Source organism: Streptomyces sp. NPDC005141 (assembly GCF_053599975.1).
In genome coordinates this window covers 1-19,276 of the sequence record NZ_JBSFYW010000087.1, presented here as the reverse complement: position 1 = coordinate 19,276, position 19,276 = coordinate 1, and the positions used below count along the sequence as shown (strand labels likewise).

Annotated in this window: 15 protein-coding genes; 11 read left to right on the top strand and 4 right to left on the bottom strand. The window is 71.6% G+C overall.

Annotated features, from left to right (window positions below; genetic code table 11):
• Nucleotides 1–628 precede the first annotated feature (628 nt).
• Nucleotides 629–1,180, bottom strand: a complete 552-nt coding sequence (locus tag ACWD68_RS38260) for a gluconokinase (protein WP_451811075.1) — start codon at nt 1,178–1,180, stop codon at nt 629–631.
• Nucleotides 1,181–1,396: 216 nt separating this feature from the next.
• On the opposite strand from ACWD68_RS38260, the gene ACWD68_RS38255 reads away from it, so the two are divergent.
• The 6 genes from ACWD68_RS38255 to ACWD68_RS38230 all read left to right on the top strand — a co-directional run bounded on the left by ACWD68_RS38255 (nt 1,397) and on the right by ACWD68_RS38230 (nt 8,535).
• Complete coding sequence (locus tag ACWD68_RS38255; protein ID WP_451811074.1) at nt 1,397–2,356, top strand: 2-hydroxyacid dehydrogenase; 960 nt, start codon at nt 1,397–1,399, stop codon at nt 2,354–2,356.
• Nucleotides 2,357–2,639: 283 nt separating this feature from the next.
• Nucleotides 2,640–3,479 (top strand): SDR family oxidoreductase, encoded by an 840-nt coding sequence (locus tag ACWD68_RS38250; protein WP_451811073.1) that lies wholly within the window; start codon nt 2,640–2,642, stop codon nt 3,477–3,479.
• Between the two features lie 74 nt (nt 3,480–3,553).
• On the top strand, nt 3,554–5,041 hold the full coding sequence (locus ACWD68_RS38245; protein ID WP_451811072.1) for a cytochrome ubiquinol oxidase subunit I: 1,488 nt from the start codon (nt 3,554–3,556) through the stop codon (nt 5,039–5,041).
• Nucleotides 5,038–6,072: a cytochrome d ubiquinol oxidase subunit II gene (locus ACWD68_RS38240; protein ID WP_451811071.1), complete on the top strand. Its 1,035-nt coding sequence runs from the start codon at nt 5,038–5,040 to the stop codon at nt 6,070–6,072. The genes ACWD68_RS38245 and ACWD68_RS38240 overlap by 4 nt, the downstream gene beginning before the upstream one ends.
• A 155-nt stretch (nt 6,073–6,227) precedes the next feature.
• Nucleotides 6,228–8,006, top strand: a complete 1,779-nt coding sequence (locus tag ACWD68_RS38235) for a cation:proton antiporter (protein ID WP_451811070.1) — start codon at nt 6,228–6,230, stop codon at nt 8,004–8,006.
• Nucleotides 8,007–8,142: 136 nt separating this feature from the next.
• Entirely contained in the window at nt 8,143–8,535 is a 393-nt protein-coding gene (locus tag ACWD68_RS38230; RefSeq protein WP_451811069.1) for a DUF7144 family membrane protein, read from the top strand.
• Between the two features lie 85 nt (nt 8,536–8,620).
• Here the strand turns inward: ACWD68_RS38230 and ACWD68_RS38225 are convergent, their stop codons facing one another.
• The gene (locus ACWD68_RS38225) at nt 8,621–9,559 is read right to left on the bottom strand and encodes a cyclase family protein (RefSeq protein ID WP_451811068.1); all 939 of its coding nucleotides are present in this window, start codon (nt 9,557–9,559) and stop codon (nt 8,621–8,623) included.
• 19 nt (nt 9,560–9,578) lie between these two features.
• Entirely contained in the window at nt 9,579–11,402 is a 1,824-nt protein-coding gene (locus ACWD68_RS38220) for a glycoside hydrolase family 15 protein (protein WP_451811083.1), read from the bottom strand.
• Nucleotides 11,403–11,608: 206 nt separating this feature from the next.
• Here ACWD68_RS38220 and ACWD68_RS38215 point away from each other — a divergent pair, with 206 nt between their 5' ends.
• On the top strand, nt 11,609–12,559 hold the full coding sequence (locus ACWD68_RS38215) for a DUF389 domain-containing protein (RefSeq protein ID WP_451811067.1): 951 nt from the start codon (nt 11,609–11,611) through the stop codon (nt 12,557–12,559).
• Between the two features lie 75 nt (nt 12,560–12,634).
• Nucleotides 12,635–13,618 carry an aldo/keto reductase gene (locus tag ACWD68_RS38210; protein ID WP_451811066.1) on the top strand — a complete coding sequence of 328 codons (984 nt, stop codon included), beginning with the start codon at nt 12,635–12,637 and terminating at the stop codon, nt 13,616–13,618.
• Nucleotides 13,619–13,679: 61 nt separating this feature from the next.
• On the opposite strand, the gene ACWD68_RS38205 is transcribed toward ACWD68_RS38210, so the two are convergent.
• Nucleotides 13,680–14,363, bottom strand: a complete 684-nt coding sequence (locus ACWD68_RS38205) for a DUF2238 domain-containing protein (protein ID WP_451811065.1) — start codon at nt 14,361–14,363, stop codon at nt 13,680–13,682.
• 150 nt (nt 14,364–14,513) lie between these two features.
• On the opposite strand from ACWD68_RS38205, the gene ACWD68_RS38200 reads away from it, so the two are divergent.
• The 3 genes from ACWD68_RS38200 (at nt 14,514) to ACWD68_RS38190 (ending at nt 19,190) form a co-directional block, all read left to right on the top strand.
• On the top strand, nt 14,514–15,248 hold the full coding sequence (locus ACWD68_RS38200) for a TetR/AcrR family transcriptional regulator (RefSeq protein WP_451811064.1): 735 nt from the start codon (nt 14,514–14,516) through the stop codon (nt 15,246–15,248).
• Between the two features lie 103 nt (nt 15,249–15,351).
• Complete coding sequence (locus ACWD68_RS38195; protein WP_451811063.1) at nt 15,352–16,503, top strand: FAD-dependent oxidoreductase; 1,152 nt, start codon at nt 15,352–15,354, stop codon at nt 16,501–16,503.
• Between the two features lie 257 nt (nt 16,504–16,760).
• A complete protein-coding gene (locus ACWD68_RS38190) occupies nt 16,761–19,190 on the top strand; it encodes a GH92 family glycosyl hydrolase (protein WP_451811062.1) in 2,430 nt (809 codons plus the stop codon).
• The last annotated feature ends 86 nt before the right edge of the window (nt 19,191–19,276 follow it).

Here is a 19,276-nt window from a genome sequence, read left to right as displayed (position 1 = left end):
GGTGAACCTAAAGGTCTGCACCAAAGTCGTCAAGATGTGAAACAAAGAACCCTTTGAAATCAGCTGGGGGCGCGAGGAGTTGAACGTCCGCAGGGTGCGTCGACACCCGAACTGGGCAGTGCGGCAGGGCCGTTCATCGCTGCGGTGTGGTGGAGCCCGACGTCGGCTCGCGTCACCGGCCCGGCCGGGCGACCCGCGGGAGGATCGCGACGGCGGGCGGCTCCGTCCGCGGGGGACCGCGGTTCACTTTTTGAAGGGTGCGTCATGTGCCGTGTACGGGAGCCCGGTTGATGCGGGTCGGCAGGTTGTGGAGGGATCGTGCCGTGCGGAGGTTCGGCCCTCCCGGCCCTCCGGGCGGTCCGCCGGACCGCCCCTTCGGGTGTGTGGTTCCTTACAAGGCGGTGACATGGTGGCGAACCGCACCCGCCCCACCCGTATCTCAGGGCACTCTGGTTCCGGGCCGGTGACTCCTGTGGTGGAACCACAGCGAACCCCACCGGCCACCGCGCCGACCGGCACCGCCGGTTCGTGTCCCGCGGCAAGGGAAGCGGCTGCCGCGGAACAGCGCCCCGGAGCACCTCCGGGGCGCCGTGCGTGTTCCCCCGCCTGCTGCCGCGCCCCCGTGCCGCTAGTCGGTCGCCGTGCCCCGGCGTTCGGATTCGAAGCGGGCCAGGGCGGCCTGTACCCGGTCCAGCATCGTGTCGGCGTCGGCCGTCGCGTCGACCGTCAGCCCCGGTTCGTCGTCGAGCAACGGCTGGAGGGAGTCGTACTGGGACTCGAGCAGTTCCTCGGGCATGAAGTGGCCGGAGCGGTGCGTGATGCGCCGGCGGGCGATCTCGCGCTCGAGGTCCAGGTGCACGAACCACACGCCGGGACCGGCTGCCCGGAGCAGTTCCCGGTAGGTGAGTTTGAGGGCCGAGCAGGAGACGACCGCGCTCCGCCGGGACCGGGTCGTGTCGCGGATCCAGTTCGCGAGCGTGTGCAGCCACGGCTCGCGGTCGACGTCGTCGAGCGGCAGGCCCGCGCTCATCCTGGCGATGTTCCGCGGTGTGTGGAAGTCGTCGCCCTCCACGAAGGGCACATTGAGCCGCTGGGCCAGCTTCCTCCCGAACGTGGTCTTGCCGGACGCCGAGACGCCCATGACGACCACGATCGTCGGTGCGGTCCCGGGTGATGACATGTGGCGTCTCCTGGATCGGTCCGGCAGGACGTGGATGGCCCTCGCGCGAATCCTTGGGGGAGGGCCGGGACGACGGGCCCGGCGCGGCGGCTCGGGTCCGCGGAATGTACCCGGATGGGTGCGCCGCGACGCATGCCGGTGCCGCTCCTCACGGTGGGGCCGGCGCCGTGGCGGGCCGAGATGCCGCCGGGGCCGATCGCTGTTGAGATGCCTTCCATGAGTGCTGTGGAGCGCCCGCCCGGCGGACGGACGGTGAGGAGTCTGCTTCCCTACCGGCCCGCGCAGCTCGGTGCCGCGTCCGGAGCGGAGACGGAATTCTGGGACGGAACCGGCGAGCTTCCGCCTCAGGACGTCCTCGACTCGGTGGAGTTCTTCGTCGTTCCCTATGGCCTGACGTCGGTGTCCGTGCCCCTGCTGGGGCGCATGCCCCGGCTGCGTGCGGTGCAGAGCCTGTCGGCGGGTGTCGACGACCTCGTGCCGCACATCCCGGCGGGTGTGACGCTCTGCAACGCCGGAGGTGTGCACGACGCCAGTACGGCGGAACTCGCCCTCACCCTGACGCTGGCGTCGCTGCGCGGTGTGCCCGGCTTCGTGCGGGCGCAGAACGACGGCACATGGCAGAGCGGCTGCTTTCCCTCACTGGCCGACCGGACGGTGCTGATCTGCGGATACGGCTCCATCGGCCAGGCCGTGGAGGAACGGCTCGCGGGCTTCGAGTGCCAGGTCGTACGGGTCGCCCGCACCGCCCGTCCGGCGCCGCGCGGGCCGGTGCGCTCCATCGCCGAACTCCACGATCTCCTGCCCGGCGCCGACGTCGTCGTGCTCACCCTTCCGCTCACCGGGAGGACCCGGCATCTGGTGGACGCGGGGTTTCTCGCCGCGATGAAGGACGGCGCCCTGCTGGTCAACGTGGCACGGGGCGCCGTCGTGGACACCGGCGCCCTGGTGGTGGAGCTGGAGCGCGGACGGCTGGCGGCGGCCCTCGATGTGACGGATCCCGAGCCGCTCCCCGAAGGACATCCGCTCTGGCGGGCCCCGAACACACTGATCACCCCTCATGTCGGGGGCAACTCGTCGGCGTTCCCGCCTCGGGCGCTGCGCCTGGTCAGGGCTCAGCTGCTCCGCCATCTCGCGGGGGAGGAACTGGTGAACGTGATCCTCCCGCCCTCGCGGTGAGGCGCCTTCGCGCCGCCGGGCACCGGGCGCCGCGCGGTTCCTCCGCCGGAGGGACCCGGTTACTCCCAACGGCCGAGCGGGGCGAGTCCGCCCTCGCCGACCCCGGGCGGGAGTGATTGCCTCGGTGCGGGTCCCGCGGACCCGAAGCCGACGTGGTCGCGGCGGCCGGTTCCCGGCGGTGGCCCCAAGGGCACCGGCGACGTGCCGAGCGGCATGCGCGGGGTGAGCCGGCCGACGGCATGTCCGGTCCCGGCGACGGCGCACCGACGAATGGGAGACGGCAGTGACCTCAGGCGTGGACACCGGTGGGCAGCTTGCGGCGTTGCCGCTCCTGCGGGGCCAGAAGGCCCTGGTGACCGGGGCGAACTCCGGAATCGGACTGGCGACGGCGATCGCGCTGGGCCGGGCGGGCGCCGACGTGGTCGTCAACTACGTCGCCGGGCAGGAGGCCGCCGAGGACGTGGTCCGGCAAATCCAGGGCTTCGGCGTACGGGCTTTCGCCCATGAGGCGGACGTGTCCGACGAGGGCCAGGTCGTCGGGATGTTCGCGCGGATGCTGGAGGAGTTCGGCACGATCGACATCCTCGTGGCCAACGCCGGGCTGCAACGGGACGCGTCGGTGACGGAGATGACCCTCGCGCAGTGGCACAAGGTCATCGACGTCAACCTGACCGGGCAGTTCCTGTGTGCCAGGGAGGCGACCAAGGAGTTCCTGCGGCGCGGTGTCGTGCCGGAGGTCTCCCGCTCGGCCGGGAAGATCGTCTGTATGAGTTCCGTGCACCAGATCATTCCGTGGTCCGGTCACCTGAACTATGCCGCGTCCAAGGGCGGCGTCCTGATGCTCATGCAGACGCTGGCCCAGGAACTGGGCCCCCACGGAGTCCGGGTCAACGCGGTCGCGCCGGGCGCCATCCGGACCCCGATCAACCGCAGTGCCTGGGAGACACCCGAGGCCGAGCAGGAACTTCTGCGGCTGATCCCGTACCGCAGGGTCGGCGACCCCGAGGACATCGCGACCGCGGTGACGGTGTTGGCTTCCGACCTCATGGACTACGTGGTGGGCACGACCCTGTTCGTCGACGGCGGGATGACGCTCTTCCCCGGCTTCGCCACCGGTGGCTGAGACGGTGGCGCTCGCGCTCACGTCACCTCGGTGCCCGGCACCGCCCACTGTCGGCACCAGCCAATGAGGCCCGCATGAACAAGGCATTCACCCTCCTGGCCGGCACTCCCGACCAGCTGCTGCCCGCGCGCGAGATGATGGCCTTCACCCTGGCCTCCCACATCATCCTCGTGCCGCTGGGCGTGGCCCTGCCGTTCATCACGCTGGTGATGCACCACCGGGCCCTGCGCAAGAACGACGCCGTCGCCCTGCTGCTCGCCCGCCGCTGGTCGGCCGTCATGGCGGTCCAGTTCGCCGTCGGCATCGTCACCGGCACCGTTCTGTCGTTCGAGTTCGGGCTGTTGTGGCCGAAGATGATGGGCACCTGGGGAGACGTCTTCGGTCTCGGTTTCGGGGTGGAGGCCTGGGCGTTCTTCCTGGAGGCGGTCCTGATCGCCATCTACCTCTACGGCTGGCGCCGCCTCCCGGCGTGGCCGCACTTCTGGCTGGCCACGCCGCTGCCGCTCGCCGCGCTGATGGGCGCCTTCGGCATCATCGGCGCGAACTCGTGGATGAACACCCCGCAGGGCTTCACCCTGGACTCCCAGGGCAGGCCCACGAACGTCGACGTCCGATCCGCCGTGTTCACGCCGATGTTCGGCCCCCAGTACTGGCACTTCGTCGTCGCGATGTTCCTGACGGCGGGCTATGTGGTGGCCGGCGTCTACGCGGTCGGCTGGCTGCGCGGACGGCGGGACCGGTATCACCGCCTCGGGTTCTGCGTGCCGTTCACCGTCGCGGCGATTCTCACGCCCGTGCAGTTCTTCCTCGGCGACAACATCGCCCGGCAGGTCTACCAGAAGCAGCCGGTGAAGTTCGCCGCCACGGAGCTGGTCTGGAAGACCGGCACGCACGTTCCCGAGTACCTCTTCGGCCGGCTGCAGTCCGACGGGAGCATCAAGGGCGGCATCAAGATCCCCCAGCTGGACTCGATCCTCGCGGGGGGCAGCCCGAGCACCAAGGTCACGGGGCTCACCTCGGTGCCGCCCGAGGACCGTCCCACCCCGACGCAGGCGACCATCGTGCACTGGACCTTCGACATCATGGCCGGCATCGGCACCGCCCTGATCCTCCTCGCGCTCTGGTACGGCTGGTGCTGGCTGCGGCGCCGCGACCTGCCCCGGTCGCCGTGGTTCTTCCGGTGCGCGGCGATCGCCGGGGTGGCCAGCGTGGTGACGGTGGAATGCGGCTGGATCACCACCGAAGTGGGCCGCCAGCCCTGGATCGTCTATCAGCACATGCGGGTCTCCGAGGCGGTCACGCCCACCTCGGCCGGTTCGCTGTGGACGATGTTCGCCATCGTGGTGGTGGTCTACGTGCTCATGTTCGGCGCGTTCCTGGGCGTCGTACTGAAGATGAGCAGGCGCTGGCGCCTCGCGGGCGAGAGCCCGGTCGGCGAGCCCGGACACGAGCCGGAGGCCGACACCCCCTACGGACCCCGGCGGGAGCGGGTCGCCGCGACGCCTGGCTCCTCCGCACCGCCGGAGTCCGGGCCGCGGCCGGAGCCGGGAGACACGCGGTGACCGCCACGGTGGCCGCCTGGATCCTGCTGGTGGCGACGGCCGCCTACGCCTGCGGTGGCGGTGTCGACTACGGGGCCGGGTTCTGGGACCTGGTCGCCGGCGGCACCAGACGGGGCAGACGGCCGCGCGGGCTGATCGACGATGCGATGGAACCGGTCTGGGAGGTCAACAACGTCTGGCTGATCTTCGTCTTCGTCCTCATGTGGACCGGCTTCCCGGTCTTCTTCGAGGCGGTGTTCAGCGCGATGTGGCTGCCGCTGGCCCTGGCGGCTGTCGGCATGGTGCTGCGCGGAGCGGGATTCGCCCTGCGCAAACCCACCCACCGGCTGGCCCAGCGCCGGATCTTCGGAGCCGTCTTCGCGGTCGCCTCTCTGCTGACCCCGTTCTTCCTGGGCGCCGCGGTCGGCGGTGTGGCCTCCGGCCGGGCCGCCCCGGGCACCACCGCCTCCGCCGATGTGTGGGCAGGTCCGACCTCCGTCGTCGCCGGTCTCCTCGCCGTCGCGGCCACGGCGTTCCTCGGGGCGGTCTTCCTCACCGCCGACGCCCACCGCTTCGACGCCCCGGACATGGTCGTGTACTTCCGGTGGCGCGCCTGGGGCGGCCTCGCCGCCGTCGGCGTCCTGGCCCTGATCGGCCTCGGCGTGACGCGCGAGCACACCACGTACGTCTACCACGGCCTCACCCACGGCCTGGGGCTGCTGCTGGTGATCCTCTCGGCGGTGGCGGCGGCGGCCACCGCGTGGCTGGTCGCCGGACGGTTCGCGGGCTGGGCCCGGTTCACCTCGGTGGGCGCCGTCGCCCTGGTGATCGCCGCGTGGGGCGCCGCCCAGCGGCCCTACCTGATCCCCACGTCCCTCACGGTCCAGCAGGCCGCCGGCGCGGCCGGCTCGTTGCAGTGGCTGCTGATCGTCACGGCGATCGCGATCGTGCTCGTGGGGCCCGCGCTGGTGGTTCTGTACCGCCTCGACACGCGGGGTCTGCTCGAGGCCCAGACCGACGCGGACGTCGAGGGCCGCCCCGACGCGGGCTGAGCGACCGGCCGCCCCACCCGCACCACCGCGACGGACCGGCGGCGAGCGGACGCGACGGCACGCCCCACCGAAACGACCGTCGGCGACCGGGACCGACGCTCCGACCCCTCGCGACGAGACGACCGTCAGCCAAGCTGACCAGCAGGGAGACAGCCGTGACGGACGATCAGATCCTGGGAGGCCTCGGGCTGATCGTCGTCCTGGCCGTCGGCTCCCAGCTGGTGGCGAGCCGGCTGCGGATCCCCGCCCTCATCGTCCTGCTGCCGGTCGGATTCGCCGCCGGTGCGCTGACCGACATCGTCAACCCCGACAGGCTGCTCGGGGACGCCTTCTCCCCGATGGTGTCGCTCGCCGTGGCCGTGATCCTCTACGAAGCCGGGCTCGGCCTGAACGTGCGCCGGCTGCACGGACACATGCGACGCGTGGTGGCGCGACTGATCTGGCTCGGTGTCCTGATCACCTGGGCCGCCACCGCCGCACTCGCGGTACCGCTGCTGGGCATGTCGAAGAGTTCGGCGATCATGCTCGGCGTGATCCTCGTCGTCTCGGGGCCCACCGTCGTCGGCCCGCTGCTCAACTTCGTCCGTCCGACCGAGCGACTGCAACACATCCTGATCTGGGAGGGGTCGCTGATCGACCCGGTCGGCGGCATTCTCGGGGCGCTCGCCTTCCACGCCGTCGTCGCGAGCGACAGCCGAGGCGTGGCCGGCAAGCTCGGCCAGTTCGCGGCCAGTTCGGCAGTCGGACTGATCGGCGGGGTGGTGGGCGCCGCTGTGCTGTGGTTCCTGCTCAGCCGCCTGCACCTGGGCGAGGTGCTGGGCACGACGGCGCAGCTCGCCGCCGCGGTGGGCGTGGCGGCGGCCTGCGACGCGATCCGGGACGACACCGGACTCATCGCCGCGGTCGTCATGGGGATGGCCCTGGCCAACCTGCCCGGCTCGGCCCTCCCGGCGCGCCGCCCCTTCCTCGAGACCCTGGTGTCGCTGATCATCGGGCTGCTGTTCATCTCCATCTCGGCCACGGTCACCCCGGCGTCCCTGCGGCACGTCATCCTGCCCACGCTCGCCCTCGTCGCGGCCCTGGTCCTGGTGATCAGGCCGGTGATCGCGTTCCTGTCCACCGCGGGAACGGACGTGCCCCGCGGCGAGAGAGCGTTCATCGGATGGATGGCACCCCGCGGAATCGTCGCCGCGGCCACCGCCTCGACCTTCTCCGCCACCCTGGTCGCCGACCACATCGGCGGCGCCCAGAAGATCCTGCCCGCCACCTTCCTGGTGATCGTCACCACGGTGACGCTGTACGGGCTCAGCGCGCACCGCGTGGCCCGACGTCTGGGCGTGCTGCGCCCGGCGCGCGCCCGGCCGCTGCTCGTGGGCGGCGACGTCTGGGCGATCGACCTGGGACGCGCCCTTCGTTCCGCCGGCCTCGACGTGCTGATGTGGGCCGGGCGAGAACAGCAACGCGATCTGATCCGGGCCGCCGGACTGCACCTGGCGCCCGGGGAACTGCTCGCCGCGGCCACCGGCGAGGGAGCGGAACTCGAAGGGATCACCGGGGTTCTGCTGCTCACGGAGGAGGACGACTTCAACGCGCTGGCGTCGGCGACCCTGCGCGGCAACGTCGACGGGTTCGTCCACCGGCTGGGGCCGCCCGGCCTGAGTCACGGCGTCGTCGCCCCCTACACCTCCGGCGACACCCTGTTCGGCGCCGAGCTCAACAGACCGGAACTGGCCCGCCGCTACGCGGACGGCGCCCGGATCACCTCCCGCCCCGCCGGGGAGGGCGTCCCGGACGGACACGCGTTGCTGTTCCTCGTACGCCCCGACGGGCGGCTGGACCCGGTCACCAGCACCCGTACCCCGCAGCCGGGGGCCGATGACACCGTGATCCTGCTCGGTCCGTCACGGGCGCCCGGGACCGTACGGTCGGACTGATGACGGCCGGTCCGGGCCACCCGCCCCCCCGGTCCGGACACGAACGGATCAGCACGGATTGCGGTCCGCCGTGCGGCTGGATCTCATGGTCCTCATGCAGCGACAAGCCTCTGAGCCAGACGACCTCGTGCCGCCGATGGAGCGTTCGCACTGGGTGGCCTTCGCCGGAATCCTGCTGATGGTCAGCGCTCTGTTCAACCTTCTCAACGGCTTCGTGGCGATCTTCAACCACGGCTACTACTCGAAGGTGTACTCCCAGGGCAACCGGCTGCTCATCCTGAACTACACGGCCTGGGGCTGGATCTTCGTCGTCATCGGCATCGTGATGGCGCTGGCCGGTCTCGGCGTGTTCGTCGGCTCCAGGGCGGCGCGGCTGACGGGCATCTGCCTGGCCGCGTTCAGCCTCGTCGCGCAGATGATCTTCCTTCCGGTCTACCCGTTCTGGTCGGTGTTCACGATGCTCGTGTCCCTGCTGGTCGTCTACGGCCTGCTGGTCGAGCCGAAGCATGTGCACGGGGCGCGGGTGTAGCCCGATTCCGCCGCCGGAAAGCCGTGCCCCGCGAAGGCGAAGGGCACGGCTTCCTGGGCGTCGGCCGTGCTTCCCGAGCCGCCGCTCACAGCAGGGCGATCGGATTGACCGGTGAGCCGGTGGCGGCGGGGAGTCGCAGAGGCGCGACCACGCACAGGAACGACCAGCGCCGCTCCTGTGCGCAGACGTCCGTCAGATCCTCGAACTGCAGGTAGTCGAGCAGGTAGAGGCCCAGGGCGTGGATCGCCAGCACATGCGCCGGGAAGCCGACTCCGTCGACCGGGCTCGGGGCGGTGTCGTTGTTGCCGTCCCCGCCGAGCGCGGCGACCTGCCGTTCCGCGAGGAACTCGACCGCGCCGGGATGGAGCCCCGCACGCGCCCGTGCGGCGTCCCACGGCCCGTGCTCCGCACGCCGAAGGCGGTGGCCGACGCGGACGAACAGCAGGTCTCCCGCCCCGACCCGTACGTCCTGGGCCGCCTCGGCCGCGGTGAGGTCCTCCGTGGTGACGCTGTCGCCCGGCTCCAGCCAGGGCACACCGCGCAGCCTCGGGATGTCGAGCAGCACACCGCGGCCCACCAGCCCGTCGCGGACCGCTTCCACGGACAGTTCGGTCGCCCCCTCGGCCGTCAGCGAGGACACCGGGACACCGCCGTGCAGGGTGCCGTCGTAGATGACGTGGCAGAGCGCGTCGAGATGGCTGTCGGCGTCGCCGTGCACGTTCATGGCGAAGCGGTCGAAGGCGAAGTGCAGTCCCGGGGCGGCCGCCTCCCCGGCCACCGGACCGGTGAGCCGGTGGACCGCGGGCTCCGGGTTGTCGGGTCCGGGCCGGGTGTCCACTGGCGCCGCCATGGTGACGGTGCGTCCGGTCCTGACCTCGGTGGCGGCGGCCCGCACCTGCTCCGGCGTGACACGGGGCGCTCCCCGGCCGGGGCCGGCGGCGCGGTCCCGGACGCGTCGGTACAGAGCCCCGAACTCCTCGGGACTCATCCGCGGTGTGCCGGCGGGTTCGACGGTATCGGGCATGAGTGGACTCCCGGCGGTCTCAGTCGCGCAGCCGGTCGAGTGCCTCGTCGAGCGTGGTGGCCGCCATGATCAGCGAGAGATGGGTGAACGCCTGGGGAAAGTTGCCCAGTTGCTCGCCGCTGGGGCCCACCTCCTCCGCGAAGAGGCCGACGTGGTTGGCGTACGTATGCATCTTCTCGAACGTGTAGCGCGCCTCGCTCAGCCGGCCGGAGCGGGCCAGCGCGTCGACGTACAGGAAGGTGCACAGACTGAAGGTGCCTTCCGAGCCGCGCAGGCCGTCCGGGGAGGCGGCGGGGTCGTACCGGTAGACGAGGCTGTCGGAGACCAGCGTCCGGCTCATCGCGTCGAGGGTCGACAGCCATGTCGGGTCCTTCGCGCCCAGGAAGCCGACCCGGGGGATGAGCAGGAGCGAGGCGTCCAGGACGCCGCCGCCGTAGTACTGGACGTACGCCTGTTCCTTGTCGCTCCAGCCGCGCTCCATCACCTGCTCCAGGACGGCGTCGCGTGCCCGGGTCCAGCGAGCGGTGTCCGCCGGCCGGCGCCATTGATGGGCCAGGCGCAGCCCGCGGTCGAAGGCGGACCAGCACATCACCCGGCTGTAGGTGAAGTCCTTGCGCCCGCCGCGGGTCTCCCAGATGCCCTCGTCGGGCCGGTCCCACTGGTCGGCGAGCCAGTCCAGGGTGCGGGCGACGGCCTTCCAGCCGGCGTAGTCGGCCTGGATGCCGATCTCGTGACCCTGCGACAGGCCGTAGAGGGCCTCGCCATAGATGTCGAGCTGGAGCTGGTCCGCGGCGGCGTTGCCGACGCGTACGGGGTAGGAGCCGCGGTAGCCCTCGAAGTGTTCCAGGATCTCCTCGCCCAGCAGGGGGGTCCCGTCCACCCGGTACATGATCTGGAGCGCTTCCCCCTCCTGCTCCAGGCGTTCCATCAGCCGTTCGCGCAGCCAGTGGGTGAACGCCGTCGCCTCTTCGGCGAACCCGAGGTCGAGCAGGGCGCGCAGGGACAGGGATCCGTCCCGTACCCAGGTGTAGCGGTAGTCCCAGTTGCGTTCGCCGCCGACCTGTTCCGGCAGGCCCATGGTGGCCGCCGCGACCGGGGCGCCGGTGGGCGCGTAGGTCAGGAGCTTGAGGGTGATGGCGGAGCGGTGCACCATGTTGGGCCAGCGGCCCCGGTACTTGGAGGTCCGTACCCAGCGCTGCCAGTACTCGACGGTCTCCGCCAGGCTCTCGGCGGACCCGTCCACGGTGGGCGGTGGCGGTGCGGCGGCGTCCGGCCCGTCCACCGTGAACACGGCCGTCGCCATCTCGCCGGCGTTCAGGGTGACGGTGCTCCTGACGTCCCGTCCGTCCCGCTCCAGGGGGAAGGTGCTCTGCAGGAACGCGGTGATTCCCGGGCCGCGGAAGACGGCGCCGTCGGGACCGAGGGCGAGTTCGTGGCCGGCCCGCCCGTAGTCGAAGCGCGGGCGGCACTCCAGGTCGAACCGCATGGTCCCCCGCACCGTCCGCACGGCCCGGAAGAGCCGGTGCCGGGCGGACGCGGTGCCGGAGCGGTCCGGCGGCATCCAGTCGAGGACCTCGCCCACCCCGTCCGGTGACATGAACCGCGTCACCAGCACTGCCGTGTCCGGATAGTAGAGCTGCTTCCAGGCGCCCTCCGGGTGGGAGGGTGCCAGCCGGAAGTAGCCTCCGCCGTCGTGGTCGAGCAGCGCGGCGAAGATGCTGGGGGAGTCGAAGCGCGGGGCGGCGAACCAGTCCACGACACCCTTGGACGAGACCAGAGCGGAGGACTGGAGATCGCCCACCAGGCCGTGGTCGGCGATGGGCGGATAGCGGTCCATGGCGATCCAATCTCGAGGATCCAGGCCTCTTCACTATCCGACATCGGAGGCATGTCCGCTTGTTCTCTCCGGTGGTCCACTCCGGGACGGCGGATCGGGCGGTCCGTGGGGTGTGGACGCGGCTGGATTGCCGAACACCGGGTGGCCGGGGTTACTGGAGAGGACCGCTCGACGTCGAGAAGGCGCGCACCGGTGTCCCGGGAGGTACCTGCATGGACATGATCCATGTGCGCATGGTGAGTCCCGCCCGGCTGACCGGAGCCGCGGTCGCCCTCCTGACGGCCGACCCGTGTGTCCTCAACCTCGTGGTGCAGCCCGGCATCGCCCGGAAGCCGGACGGCGACGCCCTCGCCTGCGACGTGCTGACAGGAGGGGCGAACGACGTGCTCCGCGGTCTGCGGGAGCTGCGCCTCGACGAGGTGGGATCCATCGCCATCGAGCCCGTCGACATGGCGTTCTCCGGACGCGCCGCGCGGGCCGGTACCGATCGGCTCGGGGCACTCTCCCGGGCGCCCGTCTGGGAAGAGGTGGAGGCGCGCATCCGCTCGGAGGGCACGTACGCGCCGAGCTTCTACCTCTACCTGGTGGTCGCCGGACTCATCGGCGCGGTCGGCATCGTGACCAACTCGCAGATCCTCATCGTCGCGGCCATGGTCGTCGGACCCGAGTACGGGGCCATCGTCAGCGTCGCACTGGGCATCGACCGGCGCTCGGGGCCGAGAATCCGCAAGGGGCTGACCGCCCTGACGGCCGGGTTCGCGCTGGCCATCGCGGCCACCTTCCTCTTCGGCCTGCTGATCCGTGGTTTCGACCTGGAGTCCAACGCGTTCGACCTCGGCGTGCGCCCCGTCTCCCATCTGATCGACACACCCGACTTCTTCTCGGTCGCGGTCGCCACGCTGGCCGGGATCGTGGGCATCGTCTCGCTGACCGAGGCCAGGACGAGCGCTCTGCTGGGCGTCTTCATCTCCGTCACCACCATCCCCGCGGCCGCCGACTTCAGCGTCTCCGCCGCCTTCGGCAGCTGGAGCGCGGCGCGCGGCTCCTTCATCCAACTGCTCATCAACGTCGTCGTGTTGATCGTGGTGGGCACACTCACGCTCAAGGGGCAGCGGGCCGTCTGGCGCCGGGTCGGCCGTCGCCGCGTCCGAGCCGCCGGGTGACGGACGCACGGGCACGGGTCAACGCGCGGGGCGGGGGCGTCCGGTCCGGCCTGGGGGAAGTGTCAGACTGACGTCATGGACGAGCGCGTATTCGACAGGTCGGGCCAGCATGCTTCCGTCATCGGTCTCGGCACCTGGCAACTGGGTGCCGACTGGGGCGAGGTGAGTGAGAAGGACGCCCTGGCGGCGCTGGAGACGGCGGCGGAGTCGGGAGTGACCTTCTTCGACACCGCGGACGTGTACGGCGACGGGCGGAGCGAGGAGATCATCGCGACCTTCCTGCGCGGCAGGCCGGACCTGCATGTCATGGTGGCCACCAAGATGGGACGCCGCGTCGACCAGGTCCCCGAGAACTACGTCCTCGACAACTTCCGCGCCTGGAACGACCGCTCCCGCCGCAACCTCGGCGTCGACCGCGTCGACCTGGTGCAGCTGCACTGCCCGCCGACGTCGGTGTACTCCTCCGACGCGGTGTACGACGCCCTCGACACCCTGGTCGAGGAGGAGCGGATCGCGGCGTACGGCGTGAGCGTCGAGACGTGCGACGAGGCACTGACCGCGATCGCGCGCCCGAACGTGGCGAGCGTCCAGATCATCCTCAACCCCTTCCGCATGAAGCCCCTGCGGCAGGTCCTGCCCGCGGCCCGGGAGGCGGGCGTCGGCATCATCGCGCGGGTTCCGCTGGCCTCCGGGCTGCTCTCCGGCAAGTACACCAAGGACACCGTCTTCGCCGCGGACGACCACCGGACGTACAACCGTCACGGCGAGTCCTTCGACCAGGGCGAGACCTTCTCCGGGGTCGACTTCGCGACAGGTGTGGAGGCGGCCACCGAGTTCTCCGCCCTGGCCCCCGAGGGGTACACGCCGGCCCAGCTGGCGCTGCGGTGGATCGTCGGGCAGCCGGGCGTGACGACGGTGATCCCGGGTGCCCGTTCGCCCGAACAGGCCCGTGCCAACGCGGTGGCCGCGAAGCTGCCCGAGCTGTCCCGCACGACGCTGGACGCCATCGGGGAACTGTACGAGCGGCGGATCAAGGAGCAGGTCGAGAGCCGCTGGTAGGAACCGTGCGGGACCCGGCGGCGGGACGCGTCAGACCTCGAGCCCCCGCCGCCGGGCCGTGTCAGTCCTCGGTGGTCCGCGCCGCCGGGAGCGCGCCGAGCTGCCGGTCGTGCAGGCGGCTCAGCAGCAGTACCGAGAGGGTCGCGCCGATCAGGGCGCAGAACATGTCCCACTGGGTGTCCCACACATCGCCCTGGGTCGCCAGGAAGTCGTCCGCCGCGTGCCCGCCGATCACGGCCGCCGCCCACTCGAACATTTCGAACACGGCGCTGAAGGCGAGACACGCGCACACGGTCAGCGGCGCCAGCCACCGGCTGCCGCGCAGCGGTGACGTCCGGCTCAGCAGCTCCCGCACCAGGACGGCCGGCACGAAGCCCTGCATGAGGTGCCCGAACCGGTCGTACGGGTTGCGGTCGAGCCCGAGGCCCTCGCGCACCCAGTCGCCCAACGGCACCTGCGCGTAGGTGTAGTGGCCGCCCGCCGCGAGCACCAGCGCGTGCGCCGCGAGCAGGCAGTACAGGAGATGGGTCAGCGGGAACCGCCGCCGGGTCAGCACCACCAGCGGCAGTCCGACGAGCACCCACACGGTCTCCAGCAGCCAGGTCGTCCGGTCGTGCGGATGCCAGGCGGAGAGTGCCATGCCCGCGACCACTACCGCGACGAGTACGGCCGGGAGGGCCCCGCGCGCGGCGCGCTCCGGGGGAGCCGGGTGCTGGGCGGGCGGGGCGAGGACTGATCCGGGCATGGCGGGCTCCTTGGTCCAGGTGGCCCCATCGTGGTGGAGCGCCGGGGTGGGCGACATGAGTACGGGTACTCACCCGGCCGCTGCGTGCAAAGGGACGAACATGTTCGTGACGTACTTGTTCGCAACGAACATGTTCGTTATCTTGAAGGAGTGACAGGACACCCCGCCCCCCGCCCCAGCCGCCGTGAGCGCCCGGCGAAGCCCGCCCTGACCAGGGACGGCATCATCGGGACCGCCGTCGCGCTGATGCGCGCCGAAGGTCTTCGGCGCGTCACCATGCGCCGCCTCGCGCAGGAACTCGACACCGGACCGGCCTCGCTCTACGTCTATGTGCGCAACACCGCGGAGCTGCACGCCGCGGTGCTCGACGACCTGCTCGGCGCCGTCGACCTGGGCCCGGTCCGCGCCGACGGCGACTGGCGCGACCGGCTCGTGCGGGTGCTCACCTCGTACACGGCCGTGCTCTTCGAGCACCCGGGACTCGCCCGCTCCGCGCTGGTGGCCCGCCCGTCCGGCGAGCGCTACCTCGACCTGGTCGAGGCGCTGCTGTCCCTGCTCGACGAGGGCGGTGTCCCGGGTGAGCGAGCGGCCTGGGCCGTCGACCTGCTGCTCCAGTTCGCCACCGCCACCGCGGCGGAGCACGCGTCGGGGGAGAAGGACCCGGCCGAGACGGAGGGTGAGTGGGCGGCGCTCGCCGCCGCGGTGCGCGGTGCGTCCAGCGAGCGGCACCCACGCATCGCCGCGCTGGGCGCGGACCTGCTGTCCGGGCCGGGCGAGGCCCGTCTGAACTGGGGCTTCCACGTCCTGATCAGCGGCGTCCTGCACACACCCCGGCCTGACACGCCCGAGGCGCCGAGCGCGCCCACCCCACCCGACACGCCGTGAGCCCCACCGGTCCACGGCCGTCACCACCAGGCGCCGCCACCGAGCGCGACGGTTGCGCCCGCACCAGCTCGAGACGGTCACCCCCGCACAAGGAGAACCAGCCATGACGAACACCCACCACCCCATCGCCGTGATCGGCGCCGGTCTCGGCGGCCTCACGCTCGCCCGCGTCCTGCACCTGAACGGCATCGAAGCCGCCGTCCACGACCTGGACGCCTCACCGACCGCACGCCCCCAGGGCGGCATGCTCGACATGCACGAGGAGTCGGGCCAGGCGGCGCTGCGCGCCGCAGGGCTCCACGACGAGTTCCGCGCGGCCATCCATGCCGGCGGCGAGGCCATGCGCATCCTCGACAGGGACGCCACCGTCCGGCTGGAGGACGCCGGAGAGAACGAGGCGCGCCCGGAGGTCTCCAGGGGCGCCCTGCGCGACATCCTGCTCGGCTCGTTGCCCGAGGGCACCGTCCGCTGGGGCGCCAAGGTCACCGGGACGCGGACGGCCGGGGACGGCCGGCACGAAGTGGCCCTCGCCGACGGGCGCACCTTCACCGCCGACGTGCTGATCGGCGCCGACGGCGCCTGGTCGAAGGTACGGCCGCTGGTCACGGACGCCACCCCGGTCTACTCGGGCATCTCCTTCGCCGAGATGCATCTGCGCGACGCCGACACCCGTCACCCGAAGGGCGCGGACGTCGTCGGAGGCGGCATTCTGTTCGCCCTCGCCGAGGGAAAGGGCCTGCTCGGCCACCGTGACCCGGACGGCTCCCTGCATGTCTACGCCGCCCTGCGTACGCCCGCCGACTGGGCGGTCTCCGGTGCCGTCGACTTCACCGACACCGAGGCGGCCAAGCGGAGCCTCCTGGAGCACTTCGACGGCTGGGACGAGAGCCTGCGCTCGCTCATCGCCGAGGCCGACGGCGAACTCGTCGCCCGGCCGATCCACGCGCTGCCCCCCGGCCTGCGCTGGGAGCGTGTCCCCGGCGTCACCCTGCTCGGCGACGCGGCTCACCTGATGTCCCCGTTCGCCGGTGAGGGTGCCAACCTCGCGATGCTCGACGGCGCCGAACTCGGGGCCGCCCTCGCCGCCCACCCCGACGACGCCGAGAAGGCCCTGGCCGCGTACGAGGAGGCGCTCTTCCCGCGCTCCGAGATCTCGGCGACCGAGTCCGCCGCGAACCTCTCCATCTGCTTCGGCCCGGACGCTCCGCAGAGCCTGGTCGACCTGATGAACCACTACCGGGGCGACGCCGGCTGACGCGGCGACCGGCCCACGGAGCAGCAGATGTGACGGTCGATCAGTGACATCGGGCCGGCACTGGCCGACAACTCACGCCAAATTCCGGCCGGTTGGGTTCTCCCTTCACCACGCCGTCACCCTATGGACGCGCACGTCACTTCCGGCACTCCCGGGCGCCCTCTATCCTCGCGCCCGGGCCGGGGTCCGGGGCAGTCGCCGGACATCACCGGTCCGACCCGTCCTCGCACCACGTCCGTCGGAAGGTGACACCTCCCATGCACCCCTCATGGCCGCGCACAGCAAGACGGTTCGGCAGCAGGTCCGCCGCCGTGCTCGTGACCACCGCCCTCGCCCTGGCCGCCCCGTTCCCGGCCGACGCGGCCGTCCGCGCCGCGGAGCGGCCGGTGTCCCTCGTCGACCCGCTGATCGGAACGGCGAACGGCGGCAACACCTACCCCGGCGCCACTCTTCCGCAGGGGATGATCGGCTGGTCCCCGACCAGCACGACCGGTGATCAGACCAGCACCGGGGCCGCCAACGGCTACCAGTACGACACGACCCGTATCCGCGGTCTGAGCCTCACCCATGTCAACGGCGCCGGATGCAACCCCGGCGCGGCGGGCGACGTGCCGATCATGCCGTACGTCGGTGACGTCACGTCCTCGCCCTCGGCCGACACCAAGGACGCGGTGTACGCGGCCGACTTCACGCACGCCGCGGAGAAGGCCGTACCCGGGCGCTACTCGCTCGGCCTCGCGTCGGGCGCGTCGGCCGACCTGGCGGTGAGCAGCCGGGCGGGCGTCGCCGACTTCACCTTCCCGGCCGACCGCCCCGCCAACCTGCTCTTCCGGGTCTCCAACTCGCTCAACGGCAGCGAGGACGCGCACGTCGACATCGACACCGCGCACCGCAAGGTGACCGGGTGGGTGCTGACCGGCGCGTTCTGCGGGCGCCGCGCCAACGGTGGCACGAACAACCGCAAGAGCTACTACCGGCTCTACTTCAGCGCGTCGTTCGACCGGGCCTTCTCCTCCGTCGGCACCTGGAAGGACGGCACCCTCTCCGCGGGCTCCCTGACCGCCTCGGGCGGGGAGGGCTATGCCACCGGCGCGGACCGCGCAGGCCGCGGATCCGGCGGGTACGTCGGTTTCGACACGAGTGCTGACAACGATGTCCACATGCGGGTCGGCATCTCGTACGTCGGTCTCGGCGGCGCGGAGGCGAACCTGCGCCGGGAGATCTCCCCGCACGCGAGCGTCGCGGACGTGGCCGGCGCGGGCGCCCGGGCCTGGAACCGTGAGCTGACCACCGTCCGCGTCGACGGCGGCAGCACCGAACGGCGCACCACCTTCTACACGGCGCTGTACCACTCGCTCATGCAGCCCAACCTGATCAGCGACGCCGACGGCCGCTACTACGGCATGGACGGCGCGGTGCACCGCCTCGCCCGCGGCCAGCGCGCGCAGTACAGCAACTTCTCGGGCTGGGACCAGTACCGCGCCCAGATGCAGCTCCTCGCCCTGCTGAAGCCGAGGGTCGCGGGGGACTTCGCCCAGTCCCTCCACAACTTCGCGCGGCAGAACGACGGGGTCTGGGACCGCTGGGTGCACATCAGCGGCGCCACCCACGTCATGACGGGCGACCCTACGGCTGCGACCCTGGCCACCTTCTACGCCATGGGCGTGCGCAACTTCGACTACGAGGGGGCGTTCGACTCGCTCGTACGGCAGGCCACTGTGCCGCGCCCCGAAGGGCTGCTGGACGCCGGCTGTCCCGGACAGTGCGTGGGTCAACGGCCCAATCTGGCCCAGTATCTGACGTCACATTACGCGGCGCAGGACGTGTGCCACTGCTGGGGCGGCGCCGCCGAGACGCTGGAGGACGCCGTGGCCGACTCGGCGCTCGGCCGGTGGGCGGCGCTGCTGGGCCGCGACCAGGAGGCGGCTGTCTTCGCCGAGCGGGGCGCCTACTGGCGCAATGTCTTCAACCCCGCCGCCACGGCCGGCGCCGGCTACATCCAGGCCCGCAACCTCGACGGGTCCTGGGTGTCCCCGTTCAGCCCCGGCGGCGACCGCGGTTTCGCGCAGGGCACCAGCGCCACGTACACCTGGATGGTCCCGCAGGACGTCCAGGGTCTGGCCGCCGTCATGGGCGGCCGTGAGACGGCCGCGGCACGGCTGGACGGCTTCTTCCACAAGGCCGACGGCTCCTGGTCCGTGCGCGGCGGCGACGCACTGCGCTACGACCCCACCAACGAGCCCGGCATCCACGCGCCCTGGCTCTACAACGGGCTCGGCCTGCCGTGGAAGACCCAGGCGACCGTCCGGCAGATCGTCGACACGGTGTACGGCACCGGCCCCTCGGGTCTGCCGGGCAACGACGACCTCGGGACCATGTCGGCCTGGTACGTCTTCTCGGCGCTCGGGCTGTATCCGCAGACCCCGGGCAGCGCGACGATGCTCCTGGGTGCCCCGGTGTTCCCGCGCGCCGTGGTCCACCGTACGGGCGGGAAGAACATCGTCGTCAGCGCGCCCGACGCGGATGCCACGCACGTCTACATCGACGCCGCATGGATCAACGGGCGCCCCACGCAACGCTCCTGGGCCGGTGCGGGGCTCACCACCGAGGGCGGCACGGTGCGTTTCGAACTCGCCGAGCGGCCCGGCACCCAGTGGGCCACCGGCCCCGAAGACCTGCCGCGGTGACATCACGACGCGCGTTTCGCCGAACTCCGTCACACGTATGAGGGGTTCCCTACGTGTTCCGCACGCCTTCGAACGTAATTCGGAGC

Bases quoted from the DNA above. Each gene is read 5' to 3' on its own strand.
- ACWD68_RS38230 (WP_451811069.1), top strand. From the start codon at position 8,143: ATGGAGCGTTCGCACTGGGTGGCCTTCGCCGGAATCCTGCTGATGGTC.
- ACWD68_RS38215 (WP_451811067.1), top strand. From the start codon at position 11,609: ATGGACATGATCCATGTGCGCATGGTGAGTCCCGCCCGGCTGACCGGA.
- ACWD68_RS38205 (WP_451811065.1), bottom strand. From the start codon at position 14,363: ATGCCCGGATCAGTCCTCGCCCCGCCCGCCCAGCACCCGGCTCCCCCG.
- ACWD68_RS38195 (WP_451811063.1), top strand. From the start codon at position 15,352: ATGACGAACACCCACCACCCCATCGCCGTGATCGGCGCCGGTCTCGGC.
- ACWD68_RS38190 (WP_451811062.1), top strand. From the start codon at position 16,761: ATGCACCCCTCATGGCCGCGCACAGCAAGACGGTTCGGCAGCAGGTCC.
- ACWD68_RS38255 (WP_451811074.1), top strand. From the start codon at position 1,397: ATGAGTGCTGTGGAGCGCCCGCCCGGCGGACGGACGGTGAGGAGTCTG.
- ACWD68_RS38210 (WP_451811066.1), top strand. From the start codon at position 12,635: ATGGACGAGCGCGTATTCGACAGGTCGGGCCAGCATGCTTCCGTCATC.
- ACWD68_RS38225 (WP_451811068.1), bottom strand. From the start codon at position 9,559: ATGCCCGATACCGTCGAACCCGCCGGCACACCGCGGATGAGTCCCGAG.
- ACWD68_RS38260 (WP_451811075.1), bottom strand. From the start codon at position 1,180: ATGTCATCACCCGGGACCGCACCGACGATCGTGGTCGTCATGGGCGTC.
- ACWD68_RS38245 (WP_451811072.1), top strand. From the start codon at position 3,554: ATGAACAAGGCATTCACCCTCCTGGCCGGCACTCCCGACCAGCTGCTG.